Origin of the sequence: Exiguobacterium sp. s35 (assembly GCF_018617535.1) — a bacterium.
GTDB classification, from domain to species: Bacteria; Bacillota; Bacilli; order Exiguobacteriales; family Exiguobacteriaceae; genus Exiguobacterium; species Exiguobacterium aestuarii.
Genome location: NZ_JACSKI010000002.1, coordinates 170222 through 188910, shown reverse-complemented (window position 1 = coordinate 188910; position 18689 = coordinate 170222). Strand labels below are relative to the sequence as shown.

At 48.1% G+C, this 18689-nt stretch carries 18 protein-coding genes; 8 read left to right on the top strand and 10 right to left on the bottom strand.

Going from position 1 to position 18689, the window contains the following annotated elements; translation table 11 throughout:
• Positions 1 to 15: 15 nt before the first annotated feature.
• The 4 genes from KNO75_RS11365 to KNO75_RS11350 form a co-directional block, all read right to left on the bottom strand.
• The gene (locus KNO75_RS11365; RefSeq protein WP_214746837.1) at positions 16 to 312 is read right to left on the bottom strand and encodes a DUF3817 domain-containing protein; all 297 of its coding nucleotides are present in this window, start codon (positions 310 to 312) and stop codon (positions 16 to 18) included.
• A gap of 80 nt (positions 313 to 392) precedes the next feature.
• Positions 393 to 899 carry a DoxX family membrane protein gene (locus KNO75_RS11360; protein ID WP_214790228.1) on the bottom strand — a complete coding sequence of 169 codons (507 nt, stop codon included), beginning with the start codon at positions 897 to 899 and terminating at the stop codon, positions 393 to 395.
• 178 nt (positions 900 to 1077) lie between these two features.
• Positions 1078 to 1491 carry a pyridoxamine 5'-phosphate oxidase family protein gene (locus tag KNO75_RS11355; RefSeq protein WP_214695810.1) on the bottom strand — a complete coding sequence of 138 codons (414 nt, stop codon included), beginning with the start codon at positions 1489 to 1491 and terminating at the stop codon, positions 1078 to 1080.
• Between the two features lie 117 nt (positions 1492 to 1608).
• The gene (locus KNO75_RS11350; RefSeq protein ID WP_015880427.1) at positions 1609 to 1809 is read right to left on the bottom strand and encodes a cold-shock protein; all 201 of its coding nucleotides are present in this window, start codon (positions 1807 to 1809) and stop codon (positions 1609 to 1611) included.
• A 261-nt stretch (positions 1810 to 2070) separates the two neighbouring features.
• On the opposite strand from KNO75_RS11350, the gene KNO75_RS11345 reads away from it, so the two are divergent.
• On the top strand, positions 2071 to 3666 hold the full coding sequence (locus KNO75_RS11345) for a glycoside hydrolase family 55 protein (protein WP_214821873.1): 1596 nt from the start codon (positions 2071 to 2073) through the stop codon (positions 3664 to 3666).
• Here KNO75_RS11345 and KNO75_RS11340 read toward each other — a convergent pair.
• Together KNO75_RS11340 and KNO75_RS11335 are read right to left on the bottom strand one after the other, a co-directional pair.
• Entirely contained in the window at positions 3630 to 4136 is a 507-nt protein-coding gene (locus tag KNO75_RS11340) for a flavodoxin domain-containing protein (RefSeq protein ID WP_214821876.1), read from the bottom strand. The two genes, KNO75_RS11345 and KNO75_RS11340, sit on opposite strands and share 37 nt — an antisense overlap.
• Positions 4137 to 4239: 103 nt before the next feature.
• Positions 4240 to 5889 carry a glycoside hydrolase family 13 protein gene (locus KNO75_RS11335; protein WP_214821879.1) on the bottom strand — a complete coding sequence of 550 codons (1650 nt, stop codon included), beginning with the start codon at positions 5887 to 5889 and terminating at the stop codon, positions 4240 to 4242.
• A gap of 123 nt (positions 5890 to 6012) precedes the next feature.
• On the opposite strand from KNO75_RS11335, the gene KNO75_RS11330 reads away from it, so the two are divergent.
• The 3 genes from KNO75_RS11330 (at position 6013) to KNO75_RS11320 (ending at position 9137) form a co-directional block, all read left to right on the top strand.
• The gene (locus tag KNO75_RS11330) at positions 6013 to 6792 is read left to right on the top strand and encodes a helix-turn-helix domain-containing protein (RefSeq protein WP_214821881.1); all 780 of its coding nucleotides are present in this window, start codon (positions 6013 to 6015) and stop codon (positions 6790 to 6792) included.
• A gap of 85 nt (positions 6793 to 6877) precedes the next feature.
• Complete coding sequence (locus KNO75_RS11325) at positions 6878 to 8218, top strand: globin family protein (RefSeq protein ID WP_214790218.1); 1341 nt, start codon at positions 6878 to 6880, stop codon at positions 8216 to 8218.
• Between the two features lie 19 nt (positions 8219 to 8237).
• Positions 8238 to 9137, top strand: a complete 900-nt coding sequence (locus KNO75_RS11320) for a class F sortase (protein WP_214821884.1) — start codon at positions 8238 to 8240, stop codon at positions 9135 to 9137.
• 47 nt (positions 9138 to 9184) lie between these two features.
• Here KNO75_RS11320 and KNO75_RS11315 read toward each other — a convergent pair whose 3' ends face one another.
• The 3 genes from KNO75_RS11315 to KNO75_RS11305 all read right to left on the bottom strand — a co-directional run bounded on the left by KNO75_RS11315 (position 9185) and on the right by KNO75_RS11305 (position 12723).
• Positions 9185 to 9892, bottom strand: coding sequence for an ABC transporter ATP-binding protein (locus tag KNO75_RS11315; protein ID WP_214742571.1), 708 nt, complete (start codon positions 9890 to 9892; stop codon positions 9185 to 9187).
• Positions 9892 to 11529 (bottom strand): ABC transporter permease, encoded by a 1638-nt coding sequence (locus KNO75_RS11310; RefSeq protein WP_214821887.1) that lies wholly within the window; start codon positions 11527 to 11529, stop codon positions 9892 to 9894. Before KNO75_RS11310 ends, KNO75_RS11315 begins: the two co-directional genes overlap by 1 nt.
• 132 nt (positions 11530 to 11661) lie before the next feature.
• On the bottom strand, positions 11662 to 12723 hold the full coding sequence (locus tag KNO75_RS11305; RefSeq protein WP_214796011.1) for a Fe(3+) ABC transporter substrate-binding protein: 1062 nt from the start codon (positions 12721 to 12723) through the stop codon (positions 11662 to 11664).
• Positions 12724 to 12951: 228 nt separating this feature from the next.
• Between KNO75_RS11305 and KNO75_RS11300 the strand changes: the two genes are divergently transcribed.
• Both KNO75_RS11300 and KNO75_RS11295 read left to right on the top strand, forming a co-directional pair.
• Complete coding sequence (locus KNO75_RS11300) at positions 12952 to 13518, top strand: TetR/AcrR family transcriptional regulator (protein ID WP_214790210.1); 567 nt, start codon at positions 12952 to 12954, stop codon at positions 13516 to 13518.
• Between the two features lie 32 nt (positions 13519 to 13550).
• A complete protein-coding gene (locus KNO75_RS11295) occupies positions 13551 to 16703 on the top strand; it encodes an efflux RND transporter permease subunit (protein ID WP_214821890.1) in 3153 nt (1050 codons plus the stop codon).
• Positions 16704 to 16748: 45 nt separating this feature from the next.
• On the opposite strand, the gene KNO75_RS11290 is transcribed toward KNO75_RS11295, so the two are convergent.
• On the bottom strand, positions 16749 to 17483 hold the full coding sequence (locus KNO75_RS11290; RefSeq protein ID WP_214821892.1) for a DUF1963 domain-containing protein: 735 nt from the start codon (positions 17481 to 17483) through the stop codon (positions 16749 to 16751).
• 118 nt (positions 17484 to 17601) lie between these two features.
• Between KNO75_RS11290 and KNO75_RS11285 the strand changes: the two genes are divergently transcribed.
• Positions 17602 to 17955 (top strand): CidA/LrgA family protein, encoded by a 354-nt coding sequence (locus tag KNO75_RS11285; protein ID WP_214817977.1) that lies wholly within the window; start codon positions 17602 to 17604, stop codon positions 17953 to 17955.
• Positions 17952 to 18626, top strand: coding sequence for an LrgB family protein (locus tag KNO75_RS11280; RefSeq protein ID WP_214790204.1), 675 nt, complete (start codon positions 17952 to 17954; stop codon positions 18624 to 18626). The genes KNO75_RS11285 and KNO75_RS11280 overlap by 4 nt, the downstream gene beginning before the upstream one ends.
• Positions 18627 to 18689 lie beyond the last annotated feature (63 nt).

Below are 18689 nucleotides of genomic sequence, written 5' to 3'. Positions count from 1 at the left end.
AAGACATCGAACGAATCAGTTCGATGTCTTCTCTGTTGACGGGAGTACCCGTTTTTCTAATAAAAATGGTCCGAATGGGATGACCGATGCCATGACGGCAAGCGTCAGAACTTTGAAGCCCCAACGGAAGCGCCATGCCATGTAAACGGCTGCGAGCACGTAGGCAACAAACAAGAAACCATGTGCAGCGCCGACGATGCTGACCGCGAGTGGAATACCCGCCATATATTTCAGTGGCATCGCGATGAACAGTAACAACAAGAAGGACACACCTTCTGTGTAGCCAAGCCATTTAAAATGAGTCGTAGTCATATGCGTTCTCCTTTATCTCTGTAGGCTATATCTATCGTAGCCGAAACATGAGAGGTTTGTCACAGGAGAGTGCATAAAAGTTACGAGGCTATTTGACGATTTGGTGAACGATGCAATACTTTTGTTTCGACGAAGTTGCGAAGGAACAAGCCATCGACTCCGATTTTTCCTGCGTTATGTCCAGCAACCAAAATCAATACAGATACGATCAACATCGTCGGGTTCGTACTGACCGTCCCTGAGAGCAAGAACGCCATGTTCATGACAAGACCGAAGAACGCCGCGCTACGTGTGAGTGCACCGAGCAATAACCCTAACCCGACCAAAAATTCACCATAAGGAATAAGGACATCGAATAATCCGGCGTTCGGAATCGCAAAGTTTTCTAAGAATGCAGCCCACCATCCCGCGACGGCTGGATGCTCTCCAGTCGCGAGCGTCACCGCGTTGTTTAAGAAACCTTCCGTTCCAAAGCCACCTGTGATTTTACCCCAACCTGCTGTTAACCAATGATAACCGAGCCATACACGTAACACCGTCAAGATTGCCGTAGCGATGTTATGATTTTGCCAAAATTTCGTGAACATGATGATTCCTCCCTTTCAAGAAGTTGAATAAATGAATAATGTGATTACATTCACAATATAACACCTATGTTCACTATTTCACATATGTATTTTGCTTTGTTCATGATTCGTCCATATGTACGTCACACTCTATTCACATCCAGCAAAAAGACGCCTACTCGAGGCGTCTTTGAGAAGTTTACAATGTTACTTCTTGAGGTGGCTGCCCTTTTTTGTTCATCACACGCATCGATTCTGGTTCGATTTTGAGAATGACCAATTTCGGATCGTCCGGACCATCAAACCAGCCCTCGAGTTTGTCGTTCCACACTTTTTCTTTCATCGATTCATCGTCTGACACAGTCGCTTTACCTAAGATTTCTAAGTAGGTGTCTCCCACTCCATCTCCATCATAACCAATCAAAATATGCGTATATGGATTCTTCTCTAATTCCTCTACCTTATCTGTATCATTCGAGGTTGCTGTATAGAGCGTGAAATCATCATGGAAAAATGTCATGTATCGACTATGGGGCTTCACCTTATATACGGTCGCCATCGTCCCTACATCACTTGAATCTAGGATCTTCAAAGCTGTTTCTTTTGCACTCATTCCAAATTCCTCCTTCATGATTTGTCGCTCGTATACTGTTCCCTCAAACTACACGATTAAACACAAAAAAACCTGCTCGCCGATGCGAGCAGGTATCATATTCCTTAGAAAGGAAGATTAGATTTTTTCAACGTTAGAAGCTTGTGGTCCACGAGCTCCGTCTGTGATTTCGAAAGTTACTTCTTGGCCTTCTTCAAGTGTCTTGAAGCCGTCGCCTTGGATTGCTGAGAAGTGTACGAATACGTCGTCTCCGCCTTCCATTTCGATGAAGCCGTAACCTTTTTCTGAGTTAAACCATTTTACTTTACCTGTGTTCATGAATGAACCCTCCTGAAATAAACGCTATGCGTTATAGTAGTGCCTTACTAGAAAAAACTTGACCAAAAAAAATACAAGCCTCTGGATTATCTAATGAAAAATAATCCCAAGCACTTGTGAATTATGATTCCAGCTATTCTTAATTAAGCACATATTGAATATAACACGACTAGATGCTTCTGTCTAGTAAATACTTCTGATTGCTAAAAAACAAGGTGAAACGGGTACATGCTAGAGAAGATGATGCTAGGAGGATCTATTATGAAAAACGCAAGAGAGCAACAATCAATCGCCTCGATGATCGCTTCTTATTCGGATTGGTCTGAAGACCTGATTCATCAATCACTCGAGTGGCACCGAGCGACACGCGAAAAGTCTTACTCAGCGCAACAACTGTCCATACCTTGCCGAATTCCATTGACGGAACGCATTGCTCCTGTCCAAACATCACTTCCGCTCGAACAAATCGATGGAATCGTTCGTCCTGTTTGGATGCGGCGACTCGATGCGGAATATTTGAATCTGATACAGGTCACGAAACAACGCGTCGACGTGACGGACTATGGGGCCGTCGGAGATGGTAAAACGGATTGTACCCTCGCCTTTCGTCTCGCCCTCCGTTCCAACCGTCGTGTCTTTGTCCCAGCAGGCGTGTATATCGTTCGAGGTATTCGCCTCCCTTCCAACTGTGTGCTAGAAGGTGCCGGTCAAGATGTCACGATTCTAAAACTATCCAATCGTGCCCCAAAGCATCGAAGACTGTTGCGAAACGCCACCCCATTTGCGGGAAATCATCATATCGAGGTATGTCACCTGACGCTCGATTGGAACGTTGCACGATTAGGCGATGTGAAACGTACGACGAGCGGTGACACGACATCGAGCGCTTTGACGTTTGCGCACGTGACGTATGGCTGGGTGCATCACGTGACGGCCAAGAATGCCGGACTACATGCGTTCGATATCACGTCTCCACACTATCATTATCTCGGAGACGGACTCCGCGCCGCAAACGGCAGTCGCTACATCCACCTCGACCACCTCGAGGCGACGAACTATGGCGATGACGGAATCACGACACATCATAGTGATGCTATCTATATTACCAACTGCTATTGTCATCATCCTCATGGTCGAACGCATGCCCTCGGATTCTCAAACTCGAACGGCATTGAAATCGACGACGGATCTCGACATGTCACACTCGTAAACAATAAAAGTGAAGGCTGTTTTGGCGGAATCGAAGTGAAGGCACATGGCACCTCGTCAGCCGCTCATGATGTCCATATCTTCGGACATCTCTCCGTTCATGACAATCGCTCATTCAATTTCCGCCACATCAGTCATCATTTAGCGGACGACCCCGATTCGGCGACGGCACGCTTTCTGTCTGGTACGAACTTGGTGTCCATCGAACCGGTTAGAAGTTCGCTATACGCAAAATCCTCTCCAAGAAGTCTAGTCGTCTCGGCGTATCAGGATGTCTTGATTCATGGATTGACCGCCATCGGTGACCCGACTTACGACTATGAGCAGAACCCAGCGCTTGCGATTCAATATAAGTCGAAACGCGTTCAATTACATCGCATCTCTGTGAGCGGATTTACAACGGCTCGGGCTGACCTCGAGCTGTTCGGGGGAGATAACCGAACCGATGAAGTGACCATCGAAAACTTGCGATGCCACGAATCTGCGCCAATCGCTTTGAAAATAGGACGTCAGCTGGAGAACATCGCACTTCATCAAATCGAAGGGCAGAAAAAAAGTGGAGATGTACTCATCTCCACGAAAAGTCCAATCGATGTGCAAGATCTACTCGCTTACGGATTCTCAGACCGGGTGCGTTCGGACGTTTGAGCCGCCTCCACGAGCCGGTCCAACTTGTCCTCATCGAGTTCAAGCGAGCTTTCTTTCTGTTTGGCCATCATTCTCACGATTGCTTTGTCTAAAAAGCCCATTCGTTCAAAGTCATACCCGCTGCCGACGACTTCGACGAAATAGGCATGCTCGCGCAGTGCGGCACGATAGGCTTCTTCTAACTCACGAATCCGCTCTGATTCTGTCGGTGTGCCGGCACACAAATACAAAGCAAGGGGGCGCTCGAGCAAGTGTTCTTCATGATTGGTCAGCCATTCCTTCATCTCGTCCTGAATGGTGCCCATCCGAATCGAGCTGCCGACGATAACGTGATCGATTGTCTCCCACATGACGTTCGGCTCTTCCACGATATTTTGGACATGAACGTCTCCCGATAACCGTTCAGCGAGTAGAGACGCCACTTTTTCACTCGTCCCATATCTCGAAGAGTAAGCGATTAAAGTACCCATGTCGTTCCCTCTTTTCATGTCAGACGTTATTTATTCTATTCCCGAATCATGAAAAGAAGATACGTATGCACTCAAAAAAGCTCGCCAAATGGCGAGCTTTTCGTCACAGTTTATACACTTGTGCTTCGTAAGGACGAAGGGTGAACGGTTCAATCGGTTCCATGTTGCCGATGACGCGTTCTTTGACGTCATATGGTAAATCACGTTGTTGTGTGTCGCCTGAGAAGTTACAGAGCACGAGCCAAGTTTCTCCTTTGAACGATCGTGTGAACGCATAGACCGCCTCATCTTCCGGGAGCAAGAGCTCATACTTCCCATAGACGACGAGCGGATTGGCTTTACGGAGCGCAATCAACTGACGGTAGTAATGGAATAACGATTCCGGGTCTTTCCGTGCTGCTTCCGCATTGATGTCGACATAGTTCGGATTGACCTCAATCCAAGGCGTCCCCGTCGTAAATCCACCGTGCGCTTCGTTCGACCATTGTACCGGCGTGCGTGAATTGTCACGTCCTCGCTCATGGATTCCACGGAAAATCTCGTCGTGCGTTAACAACCCTTTTGATGTGTAATCACGATAGGCGTTCAACGTCTCAATATCCCGATACTGATCAATCGAATCAAACGCGACGTTCGTCATCCCAAACTCTTCGCCTTGATAAATATAAGGTGTTCCTTTTAATAGATGAAGGAGGGTCGCGAGCATCTTCCCAGAACGGACACGATATTCCGGTGAATCGTTTCCGAAGCGCGAGATGGCTCGTGGCTGGTCGTGGTTACTCCAGTACAGGCTGTTCCACCCTTCCTCTTCCAGTCCTTCTTGCCAACGTGAGAAGATCGTCTTTAACTCGGTCAACTTCCAGTCCGTCGGATTCCATTTCCCGAAGCTGCCGTTTCCGACGTCTACGTGCTCAAAATGAAAGACCATGTTCAGTTCGTTACGGTCTTCCCCCGTATAAAGCTTCGCTCCCTCCACACTGACACCTGGCATCTCACCAACCGTGATGGTGTCGTATTTCGATAAGACTTCTCGATTCATCTCTTGCATGAATTCATGGATGCGTGGTCCATTGAAGAAGAATGGCGTACCGTCGCCGTAGCCCGTTCCTTGCGTTTGACCATCCGGATAGCTTGGATCTTTGGAGATCATATTGATGACGTCCATCCGGAACCCGTCGACACCTTTATCGAGCCAATACGTCATAAGGTCATACACTTCACGACGAAGCGTCTCACTTTCCCAGTTCAAATCCGGTTGTTTCTTACTGAAGAGGTGAAGATAATACTCATCACTTGCTTCATCATACTGCCAAGCACTTCCGCCGAAGAAAGCTCCCCAGTTCGTCGGTGGCTGACCGTCTTTCCCTTTTTTCCAAATGTAATAGTCACGGTATGGGCTCTCTTTTGAAGAACGCGACTCTATGAACCATTGGTGTTCGTCAGAAGAGTGGTTGACGACAAGGTCCATCATGATTTTGATCCCATATCGATGCGCTTCCTCAAGCATCGCATCAAAGTCTTCCATCGTACCGAACTCATCCATGATGGCACGGTAATCACGGATGTCGTATCCGTTGTCATCGTTCGGCGAGTCATACACCGGCGAGAGCCAGATGACATCGATCCCGAGTTCTGCCAAGTAAGACATCTTCTCCGTGATTCCTTGGATATCACCGATTCCGTCCCCGTTCGAATCATTGAAGCTCCGTGGATAAATTTGATATACGACCGCTTCTTTCCACCATTGTTTCATGTTACGTCCTCCTTGAAGTTCATTTCCGTTTCAACGCCTTCATCGTACTGCCTTCAAGTTTGCATGACCATCCATGATATGATTAAGATATGCACAATCTTGCTATTAAAAGAGGAGATTATTATGGAAATCGGCTTTTGTGGCTATTCATATCATACAACGACTTATACTTTTCCATTTGCCAACTTACTCGATACGTATCTGATTCGCTTGCAGACGGAAGGAACGGCTCGGGTGGTCGTCAATGGGGAAACACTATTCACACGACCTGGTGACGTATTGATTGTTCGTCCGGGTGACTTCTATGAAATGCATGTCGACACACCCGCGAGCGGAGACTACCATATCTTTTGTACCGGATCCTCGATTGATACATGGTGGCATGCGATCCCACGGGAGCGACTGTATTCCATCACCATTGATTCCCGTCTCCTATCGCTATGGCAACACATCACGGAAGAAGTGCGTCGGCCGCCTTCTGAACAGAGCACTGGATTAATCGAAACACTCGTCCAAGCGCTCTTACTCATGCTCGATCGCGCCATCCAAGACGTTCATTCCCATGCACGACCTCCAGTCGTCTCACGCATGATGCGTTTTATCGAAGCCCACGTCACGAGTGACTTCAAAGTGGCAGACGTCGCTATAGAGGTCGGACTAAGTGTTTCAAGAACCGTTCATCTCTTTAAAGAAGGGACCGGGATGACGATCATCGAATATGCACAATCGATTCGTCTACAGCTTGCCGAAGAGCAAATGCGCTATACAAAACATTCGTTAGAAACGATTGCGGAACTGTCTGGATTTCGAAGTTATCCATATTTCCACAGAATTTTTAAACGAAAATACGGCGTAGCACCAGGGGTTTATCGCACTCTTCAACAAAAAAACGAAAAAAAATAAAAAAAGAGTGATCCATTTTTTGAACCGCTCCGTTAGATGGGTGTAAATAACGACAACACTCACTTACGAAAAGGAGCGATTACACATGAAGAAGAAGACGTTAAACAAAATCGTAGCACCGGCACTAGCCTTAGGACTACTCGTACCGGTCAACGCACAAGCGGCGGATCACACACCGACAGCAAGCACACCAGCAGGTGACCTTCGCGCCACACTCGATCAACTCTTATCTGAGCACTACGTATTAGCCGTCACATCGATGATGAAAGAATATGACGAGGCAGCGGACGCTGAAGTATCGATGAAAGCACTCGATCAAAACGCACTCGACATGACACCAGCCATTTCTTCTATCTATGGAGAAGAAGGCGGGATGAAATTCGAAGAAATCTTCCGTGGTCACAACGACTATTCAGCAGATTTCGTTGAAGCAGCAAAATCAGAAGACAAAGAGTTACGCATGGAAGCTGAAGCTGAAGTTGACGAATTCGTAGATGAGTTCTCAACATTCCTCGACGCAGCGACGGAAGGTAACTTACCGAAGGACGCAGCAGCTGATGCACTCGAACTTCATGAAGACCAAGTTCTCTCTGTATTCGATAACTATGTCGAAGGAGATTATGAAGAAGCTTACATGACGTTCCGTGAAGGTTACAAGCACATGTTCAACATCAGTAAAGCCCTCTCAGGTGCAATCGTCACACAAATGCCTGACAAATTCACGACTGGAGCTGACACACCAGCTGTTGAACTCCGCTCGACATTGAACAGTCTTGCAGGTGAGCACTTCGCCCTCGCTGCAATCGGTATGCAAAAAGGTTACGACCAAGCAGAGGACTATGACTACGTGACATGGGCAGAAGACCAAAACACACTCGACTTTAAAGCGGCCATCGCATCTGTATATGGTGACGAAGGTGCTGCACAGTTCGAAAAAGTTTGGAACTCGGATCACATCACAGCACAAGGTGATATCGTAGCCGCTACACTTGAAGGTGACGAAGCGATGATTGAAGATGCGCGTATGCGACTTGATACTTTCGCTGTCGACTTCAGCACATTCCTCGATGCAGCAACAGAAGGTAACTTACCACAAGCTGCCGGTGAAGAAGCCATCAAACAGCACGAAGCGCTTGTACTCGACACATTTGATCAATATGTCGCAGGCGATGCAGAAGCGGCTTGGATGTCATTCCGTGAAGGATATGCGTTCATGTTCGGTGTTGGTGAAACACTCGGTAACGCAATCGTGACACAAATGCCTGACAAGTTCGAAGAAACAATGATGCCTGAAGAGATGCCTGAAACAGGTCTCGGTGGTGCACAAGAACAATCAATGAACAGCCTCTACGCTGCATTAGCTGTACTTGGCGGAATCTTACTCGCCTTCGTAACGCTTCGCAAACGTAAAGTGTCTGAACAATAATCAATAAGGAGGGAGCCCCATGAACAAGCGCCATTTGTTTCTGGCGCTCTCTCTCTTTTGTTTTAGCTTCTGGACGTGGACGAGCGCCCAAGAATCGTCGTCACCACCTGTAGAAGAAAAACAAATAGAGGAGAGCCCGGATTTAACGGCTGAATTCTCACTTCTACAGGAAGAGGTGAAGAAATTACGATTAGCTGAGGAAGAAGAAAACGCGAAGGCTGTTACCCCTGTTCAAATCCAAATTCCTAAAATTGATGTCGATACCGCCATCGAGCAAGTCGGAGTACTGGAAAATGGACAGATGGGTGTGCCAGAAGATGAAAACCAGGTCGGGTGGTTCGAACCCGGTGTCACACCAGGAAGTAAAGGGAACGCCGTGATTGCCGGTCATGTCGATAGTAAGACCGGGCCGGCCATCTTTTATCAACTCGATCAACTCACAAAAGGCGATGACGTTCTGATTCAAGACGAGGCGGGCAACACCCTTCGGTTCCGCGTCACAAAGACAGAACGCTATGATACGAAAACCGCGCCAATCGAAGAAATTTTCGGTGCCACATCAAATCGCAATTTAAATTTGATCACCTGTTCGGGTACGTTCGGGGACGGGGGCTACGATAAACGATTCGTCGTGTATACAGAGCTAGTGGATACCGAACTGAACGAAACTGTCGAGCTCGAGACACCTACGGAAGTCGAGCTACAAGGAAACTTGTTAACCTGGCACGCCGTACGTCAAGAGAGCGTGATTGGATATCGCGTCTATGAAGTCGTCAACGGAAAAGCGACTCATATCGAAAGTATTCCATCCCATGCAAGAAAGAGTATCGAAGTTGCAAGTGACAATAACACATCCTACTATGTGACTGCGATTGACCAACTTGGGAACGAGTCGAAACCTTCTGAGATGACCAAATGACAAAAGACCCCTTATTCACTTTGGAAGTGAATAAGGGGTCTTCTCTATTATACGAAGCAAGGAATCTGCGGATTGAACGTCTTGTTGTTCTCCGTCATGACTTGCTTTTTAATTTTGCCTTCTCCGAGATAGACGATGCGGTCAGCAAGCGCCTCAGCATCTTCCTCATCGTGTGTCACGAAAATCGTCGTCGTGCCCGTCTGCTTCAAAAGACGGCGAAGGTCGTCGCGAATTCGATGTTGGAGTGACGTATCCAAGTTACTGAACGGTTCGTCTAGAATCAACAACGCCGGTTTCGGCGCAAGCGCACGAGCGAGTGCGACACGCTGCTGTTGTCCTCCACTAAGTTCGTACGGATAACGGTGACGGAACTCCGTCAAATTGACGAGTTCGAGCATCTCTTCGACACGCGCATTCCGTTCCTTGCGACTAAGCTTGTGAAGGCCGAATCGAATGTTCTTTTCAACAGTCATGTGCGGGAAGAGTGCGTAATCTTGGAAGACCATCCCGACGCCACGATCTTCTGGCGGCATGAACTGACAATCGTCGCAACAGACACAGTCGTTCACGACGACGACGCCTTGGTTCGGCATCTCGAGTCCTGCGATCAATCGGAGAATCGTACTTTTCCCAGAACCGCTATCCCCAAGAAGCGAGACGATTTCGCCTTTTGTAATCGAAATCGAGAACCCTTTGATTGTTTCTTCATGCGCACCTTTATAGCTAAAATGTAAATCATTGATTTGAACAAACATTAGTCGGCCTCCTTATCAAGCACCTTGTGGGAAACGAAAATCAACAGTCCACTCATGAGGACGATGACAATCGAAGCGAGTGCCGCTTCGTGAATCTTCTCATCACTCACATATTTGAACGCCTGTGTCGCAAGCGTCGAAAAGTTAAATGGTTGTAAAAAGAGCGTCAATGGTAACTCTTTCATAATATCAATAAAGACGAGGATAAACGCGCTCATGATAGCGCCTTTGATCATCGGGATATCCACGCGGAAGAACGTTTGGACCGTGTTCCAACCAAGCATGCGGGATGCTTCCGTGAACGATTTTCCGACCTTCTCGAACCCGCTCTCAATCGAGTTGTATCCGATAGCGAGGAAGCGGATGACGTAGGCAAAGATGAGCATGATGAGCGTCGTACGAAACACGAACGTCTGACTCAAGTCGAGCGCCTTAGCCATGTCGAGCACTTTGTCATCGAGCCATAAGAAGAGCGTGATGACCGCAATCGCGATCGCTGCTCCCGGAATCGAATACCCGAGCGTCGTCACCTTTGAAATGACGCGTGTCATGTTCGACGGGAATAGTCGCGTATAGTTCGCAATGATGAGTGCGAACAACAGGATGATCACCGTTGCGATAAAAGCGACACGAACCGTATTCCAAACGAGTTGCCAAAATTCTTCCGTGAAGACCGTATCGAACGTCAGGAACGTCCAAGCCGTCAACTGCGTGAACGGAATGACGAATGCGATTGCAAAGACGATTGAGACGTAGGCGAATACCGCGTAGCGATGCCATCCTTGAAGCGGTCTCGGTTTGAGCGGCTTCACTTTCGTCGAAGCGTAACTGAACTGCTTTCGTCCCCGCACGAGCCGTTCCATCGTCAAGATGGCGATGACGAGAATCATCAGGGTACCCGCTAGCTTCAATGCCGACGACGTGTCTTTCATCCCGAACCATGTGCTAAAAATAGCGGTACTGAACGTCTGGATCCCGAAATATTTCACGACGCCATAGTCGTTGAGTACTTCCATCAAGACGAGACTGACACCACCGATAATAGCAACTCGGGAAATCGGAATGACGACGGTGAAGAAAATATCCCACGACCCACGCCCGAGAATCCGTGCGTTCTCAATCATCGAGGACGACTGGTTATGCAGGAAAGCTCGTGTAATCGTATAGATGTATGGATACAGGAACAAGGTGAAGATGAACACTGTTCCCTGAATCGACATGATGTTGAAGTACGATTGATCGACGGTGATGCCGAACTGGTTCCGTAACGTCGTTTGAATCACACCCGTATAGTTTAAGATGCCGTGATACGTATACGCCCCGATATAAGGCGGGATCGCCAGCGGCAAGATGAGTGCCCATTTAAAGAAGCGACGGAACGGAAAATCATAGACGGTCACGAACCAAGCGAGGCTCGTTCCGATCACAGTCGTCAGAAGGCCAGTGGCCAACATGATGAACAACGTGTTCCGTACGTAACGGGGCAACAAATACTCTTGAATGTGTTGCCAATTCTCATTGACCGGTGCGAACAATTCGACGAGCACGACGATTCCCGGCAAGACGATCAATAAAATCGCGAGAAAGCTGAGGATCGCCCATCCATTCAGTTGTCGTTTTACCGCGTGCCAGTTCATGTCGTACCGCTCCCGTTCTATAAACAATCAATTCCTGTCCCATCATATCAGTTTCTACGTGTCCCGTGTAGCGCTTAGGTGTGAGAAACGCAAAAACCTCCGGCCTGAACTCTCGTTCAAGCCGAAGTCATCTTACTTCCAACCCGCTTCGTTAAAGATACGGATTGCTTCTTGTTGGTTTTCACCAAGTACGGAGAGGTTGATGTCTTGCTCTTTGAACTCGCCCCATGATTGAAGAAGCTCGTTCGGTTCAACCGACTCGTTGACTGGGTATTCGTAGTTCACACTCGCAAATTTCTCTTGAGCTGACGGTTCTGACATGAACTCCATCAACTTCTGAGCGTTTTCTGTGTTTTTCGATGCTTTCGTCATCGCAATTCCAGAAATGTTCACGTGTGTACCCGTTGTATCTTGGTTCGGGAAGAAGACACCGAGCTCTTCAGCGACTTTCTTCTCTTCTTCGTCCTCAGAATTCAACATGAGGCCCATGTAGTACGTGTTCATGATGGCGACATCCCCTTCACCAGCGACGACTGCTTTTGCTTGGTCACGGTCGTTCCCTTGTGGGTCACGTGCCATATTGTTCACTAAGCCTTTCGCCCACTCTTTCGCTTCATCGACACCGTTCACTTCGATGAATGATGCGAGGAGTGAAATGTTGTACATGTTTTCAGAAGGACGGACGAGTACTTTGCCGTTCCACTGTTCTTCTGTCAACGCTTCATACGTCGACAACTCTTCTGGTTTCACGCGATCTTTCGAGTACACGATGACACGTGCACGTTTCGTCAACCCGAACCATTCGTTGTCCGTGTCACGATATTTGGCAGGAATGTTTGACTCAAGCTCATCGCTATCGACCGCTTGGAGATGTCCTGCTTCTTTCGCTTGATACAAGTTACCGGCATCTGCCGTAATGAAGAGGTCAGCTTCTGTGCTCTCGCCTTCCGTGTTTAAACGCTCGAGGAGTTCGTCACTCTTACCTTCCACGACGTTTACCTTGATGCCTGTCTCTTCTTCAAACTGCTTATATAATTGTTGATCGACATCGTAGTGGCGACTCGAGTAAACATTGACGACGTTCGAATCGTCTGAGCCTTCATTTGAAGTTGTCTCATCTGTGCTTGCACAAGCGGCAAGGAGCGATGTCGTTAGTGCTGCTGAAATTCCTAAAGCTGCATATTTTTTGTTCATCTGTCATTCCCCCACGTTCAATGATTTCTCTCTATGGTAATGATAATTACTCTCAGTACCTATCATCACTGATAATCATTCTCACGTCAAGGTTTTTCTGCAATCGCTATCACATTGAATGTACGATTTGTGACAGTTTCGAGGTTATCATTTCTTGACTTCAAAAGAATGCGGACGATATAGTGAAATCAAACAAACCGTCTGGTCGGTACAGAAAGGGGTGGAAATATGACAAACCGATCGAACGTCACAAAACAAAAGCTACTCGATGCGGCAACGGACATCATCATGAATCAAGGTGTGCATCAACTTACGTTAGACGAAGTAGCCAAAACAGCCGGTGTTTCCAAAGGTGGACTTCTCTATCACTATGCTTCAAAAGAAGCGCTAATGACCGCAATCGTTGAGCGGTTGCAACAAGAGCAGAATGAACTGTATGCCTCACTGCAACAAGAAGGTCACGGTCCAGTCGAAGCGTTCGTTCGTCTGTTCGACGAGACGAACCTGCATCCCGAACGTTCCGCCATTCACATCGATGTCGAGAAAATGATCGCATTTCTCACGCTGTTCGCCGTCGACCAAGAGTATGCGGATCGATGGAAGCAAGATTTAGATACGTTCTTCGCCCAGTTCCAAAAAACAGCCGACCCGGTTGAAACGATGATCATTCGTTATGCGCTCGAAGGCATGATGATGTCAGAACATTTTGGTGTCGGTGTTCCCCCTGCCGAGCTCAAACAAGCAATTATTGCCCGATTGATTGAGCGGGCGCACGATATCGATCGTCAATCATAAAAAAACAATATATATGAGGAGATTAAAAACCCATGCAGAAAATCACATCCTTCTCCGTTAACAATAAGTTCGCGGTTTGGTTGATGACAATCATCTTAACGGCCGCAGGTCTTTTCGCAGGTCTGACGATGAAGCTCGAGACGTTACCGGACATTACAACACCGACCGTCTCGGTCACAACTATTTATCCAGGTGCATCCCCTGAGCAAGTGCTCGAAGAAGTCAGTAGCGTCCTCGAAGAACGCCTACAAAGTCTGAACGGTGTGGAACAAGTCCGTTCTTCATCGTTCCAAAACGCTTCGAACATCCAAATCGATTACGACTTCAATACAGATATGGATGAAGCGGAACAGCAAGTCAAAGACGCGTTAAGTAACGTCGAACTACCGGAATCGGCACAAGAACCTCAAGTGTCACGCCTTAGCTTCGACGCTTTCCCGGTCATCGGGGCCGCCATCTCGGATGAGAGCCTGGACTTGGCTGAATTGACGAAACTCGTCGAGGAAGAAGTCCAACCCGCTCTTGAAGGCGTGGAAGGCGCACAAACCGTCCAAATTGCCGGACAAGAGATTCGCCGCGTCGAACTTCAATTCGACCAAGAAGCGCTCGCTGAATACAATTTGACAGAAGACACGGTCAAACAATTGATTCAAGCGAACGATGCGCGAATCGCCCTCGGTTTGTATGAGTTGGGTGACACGGAGCAAGCGGTCGTCATCGACGGAAAGTCGGAGACACTCGAAGCGTTCCGCGATATCCAAATCCCTTACTCACCAGCACAATCAGCACCGGCGACGCCGTCTGCTCCGACGGAATTGCCACCTGGTCAAACACCAGACGTGCCGACTGAGGTCCCAACGGAAACACCATCGGCATTACCGCCGAACGTCCCAACGACAGTTCCGACTGTCGCGTTGAGTGAGCTTGCTACCATCGAAGACAAAGGAATCGAAGAATCGATTTCCCGCTCGAACGGCGAACGCTCAATCGGCGTACAAGTGACGAAGACGCAAGACGCGAACACGGTCGATGTCGTCAATGCCGTCAAAGAAGTATTGAATGACTTCGAAACAGAGTATGATACGGCGAATGTATCGATCACGCTTGACCAAGGACAACCGATTGAAGAGTCGGTCGAGACGATGTTATCGAAAGCATTGCTCGGTGGTCTATTCGCCATCCTGATCATCTTAGTGTTCTTGCGCAACTTCCGATCGACAATCATCGCTGTCATCTCGATTCCGTTGTCGCTTCTCATGGCACTCATCGTGTTGAAACAATTGGACATCACGTTGAACATCATGACACTCGGTGCGATGACCGTCGCGATTGGACGTGTCGTCGATGACTCCATCGTCGTCATCGAGAACATTTACCGTCGACTCACACGGGCGAACGAACCACTTCGTGGAAAAGAATTGATTATCGCCGCGACAAAAGAAGTATTCATCCCAATCGCCTCGTCGACGATTGTCACGATCGCGGTCTTCCTACCGCTTGGTTTTGTCACAGGATTTGTCGGTGAGTTGTTCTTGCCGTTCGCATTAACGGTCGTCTTCGCCCTCCTCGCTTCGTTACTCGTAGCGATCACGGTCGTACCGATGATGGCCGACTCGTTCTTTAAGAACCGCGATAAGTTGAAGCCGGAAGAAGGTCCAGGCAAGCTCGCGGAATGGTATCGCGGTGTCTTGAACTGGTCACTCAACCATAAACTCGTCGTTTTCGGACTCGCGACCGCCCTATTGATCGGTAGCTTCGCGTTAGTCCCAGCAATCGGGGTCAACTTCTTGAATCAGGATTCGGAGAAGACGCTATTCGTCACGTTCGACCCAGAACCTGGTCAAACGCTTGAAGATTCGATTGCCGCAGCAGAAGTGGCAGAAGAATACTTCATGGACGAACAACCGAACGCAACGGACGTTCAATTTACAGTCGGTGGAGAGAATCCGCTGAACCCTGGAAACAACAAACAAGGAATCTTCATCGTCCAGTATGACCCGGATACGGAAGATTTCGCAGATGTGAAGTTGGCTGATATCGAGAAGTTGAATGAACTCGCTTCAAACGGTGAGTGGAAAGAACAAGACTTCTCAGGTGGCGGCGCGACGAGCGGTGTGACGTATAACGTCTATGCCAACACACTTGAAGATTTAGAAGCGATCGTGCCGACCTTCATCGAAACGATTGAAGAGGAAACAGACTACGTCCGTCAGGCAACGTCAGACTTACGTGAGTCATATGTACAATATACGTTCAACGTCGACCAACAGGCCGCAGCGGAAGCTGGTGTGTCAGCAGGTCAAATCGCACAAGTCATCAGCCAATTCCAGGCACCAGAAAGTCCACTTGCGAGCGTGACGGTGGATGACAAACAGTTAGACGTCATCATCCCGAACGAACAAGTGACGTATGACAGTGTGGATGATTTACAAGCACAAGAAATCACGACACCGTTCGGTCCACGCCCGATCTCAGACTTCATTGAAATCGAAGAAGGCACGACACCGGACACACTCGTCGAGCGAGACGGAAAACTGCTCGCACAAGTGAGTGTCGAACTCAGCACGGATAAAGCGACGGAAGCGTCTGCTGCGATCGAAGAACGCGTATCAGAGATCGAGCTTCCATCTGGCGTATCGTATGATGTCGGCGGGGTAACTGAACAGATTCAAGAATCGTTCACGCAGCTCGGTCTTGCGATGCTCGCTGCAATCGCCATCGTATACTTGGTTCTCGTCATCACATTCGGCGGTGCCGTCACGCCATTCGTCGTGTTGTTCTCACTTCCGTATGCGATCATCGGGGGACTTGTGGCCCTTCTCATCACAGGTGAAACGATTTCGGTATCTGCCTTGATCGGAGCACTCATGTTGATCGGGATTGTCGTCACGAATGCCATCGTCTTGATCGACCGCGTCATTCATAAAGAAGAAGCCGGTTTATCAACACGTGAAGCGTTACTAGAGGCAGCAGGTACACGCCTTCGCCCAATCTTGATGACCGCACTCGCGACAATCGGTGCACTCGCACCGCTCGCACTCGGTCTCGAGGGTGGCGCGCTCATCTCGAAAGGTCTCGGTGTCACCGTGATCGGCGGACTCACAAGTTCGACGCTCCTCACGTTGCTTATCGTACCGATCGTCTATGAGTTCTTCGCACGATTCCGTAAGAAAAAACAGGCGTAAACAAAAGAGAGTTGACTTTTAACAAGTCGACTCTCTTTTTTGCGTTCAATAACATTGTAGGATTGCTTGCACCTCTTCAAATCGTTTGGCTCGGAGCGCATCTTCCGGAATCACAAAGTAGAGAATTCCACCATCTCCAAACATAATATCTAATTTTTCGGAATGGTCTACTTGTAGGAGAAGAAACGGATTGTTAAATCTTTTTCCGAACCTTTGTCTCGCTTCTTCAAAGACGTTCATTTGTATAGAATCTGGGGTTCCTCCGACTACATGGAGTTCATCTTGTTCTAATATCGTATACAACTCACCAAACGCTTCATCACTCATCGTACCCATTAGCCCAGATAATTTTTTTCCAAAGCCATTTTCAAATGTAATGTGTCGCTCTTCCAACGTCTTTCCGATTTTTATACGCTCCAAATCCGTTTCTTCTGTATAGAGAACATTCCAAGGATGAAGTTCATCTAACTCCATCTTTGGGTTCTCGTCTAACTCGTAAAAGAAGGAGAGTAGTCCTTCTTTCGGAAGTTCTTCTAGATAATCGAATTCGGCAAGGTCACTTAACCGTAATTGGGCAAGGAAGGTAAAGTTCTCTCCTGGATGCATGGACGCGTTTGGTAAATCAGGATACCCACCAAACTTCGAATGCCCAATTGCCACCTCTTCATTTGTATTTGATTCAAAATTCAATTGGACACGCTTTGACAATGCAGCTAAAATATCTTCCCCGTTCTTCAATTCATACTTCTGAATAAACTGTTCGACCTGTTTTAGTTCCATGTTCGCACCCCTTTGTTTATGATACTACTAGCATAACAGCTCAAGCGTATTCTTTATCTCTATTTTGTAACTTGAGAAGATTCATACGTTTTGAATGACGCGAAAGGAAGTCATATAAATGAAATTATTTAAATGGATCATCGGACTCTCACTCTTGTTTGGGTTGAGCACGCTCGGCAACTGGATCGTTGAAGCGTTCTCCTGGAAAGTACCGGGCAGTGTCATCGGCATGGTGCTCTTGCTCGTCCTCTTACTGACAAAAGTCATTCGCGTGGAGTGGATTGAAGACAGCGCTGGATATTTGACGAAGCATCTCGCCTTCTTCTTTATCCCGATTGCCGTCGGTCTCATGGCGTACGGTACGTTGTTAAAGGCCGCCGGCATCCCGCTTCTCCTCACGTTACTCGCCAGCATGGCGGTCGGAATGATTGTGACGGCGCTCGTTTCCGGGAAAGAAGGTGAGGCATCATGACATACGTTTGGATTGGATTGACGATTCTCGTGTATACGCTTAGTCGGCAACTCTCTAAAAAATGGGCATCCCCGTTCACCAATGTCGTCTTCTTAAGTACAGCCATTTTGATTCTCTTGTTACTCGTGACGGGACAGTCCTATGATACGTATAAACCGGCTACCGATCTCATCACGATCTTACTCGGTCCAGCGACGGTCGCCCTCGGATTGCCACTCTATCGCAACCTACCTGTGTTACTCGCTCGGGCAAAGCGAGCATTAAGTGCGATTGTTATCGGGTCTCTCTCCACGATTTTTGTCGCTGTGCTCTTCGGGAAGTTGTTTTCGTTTACCGAAAACGTGTTGATTGCGCTATCGGTCAAGTCGGCTACGTCTCCGATCGCCCTTGAGTTGGCACGACAACTAGAGGGGGATGCGACACTTGCCGCCTCAATTGCCGTCGCCTGCGGTATTTTAGGTGCGATGCTCGGACCGGTCTTATTGACGTGGATCCGTATGGACGACCCGTTCACGCGTGGACTTACGCTCGGCACCATCAGTCACGGGATTGGAACCGCTCAGGCAGCGACTGAACATCCGCTGTCTGGTGCAACAGGTGGTGCTGCGATGGGATTGACCGCCATCTTCACATCGTTCATCTTACCCATTCTATATCCGTTTCTCTTTTGAACAGGTCACGTCCACTTCATCGATGGGTGTGACTTTTTTGTTTCGACTTCGAGCGCTCGTGAT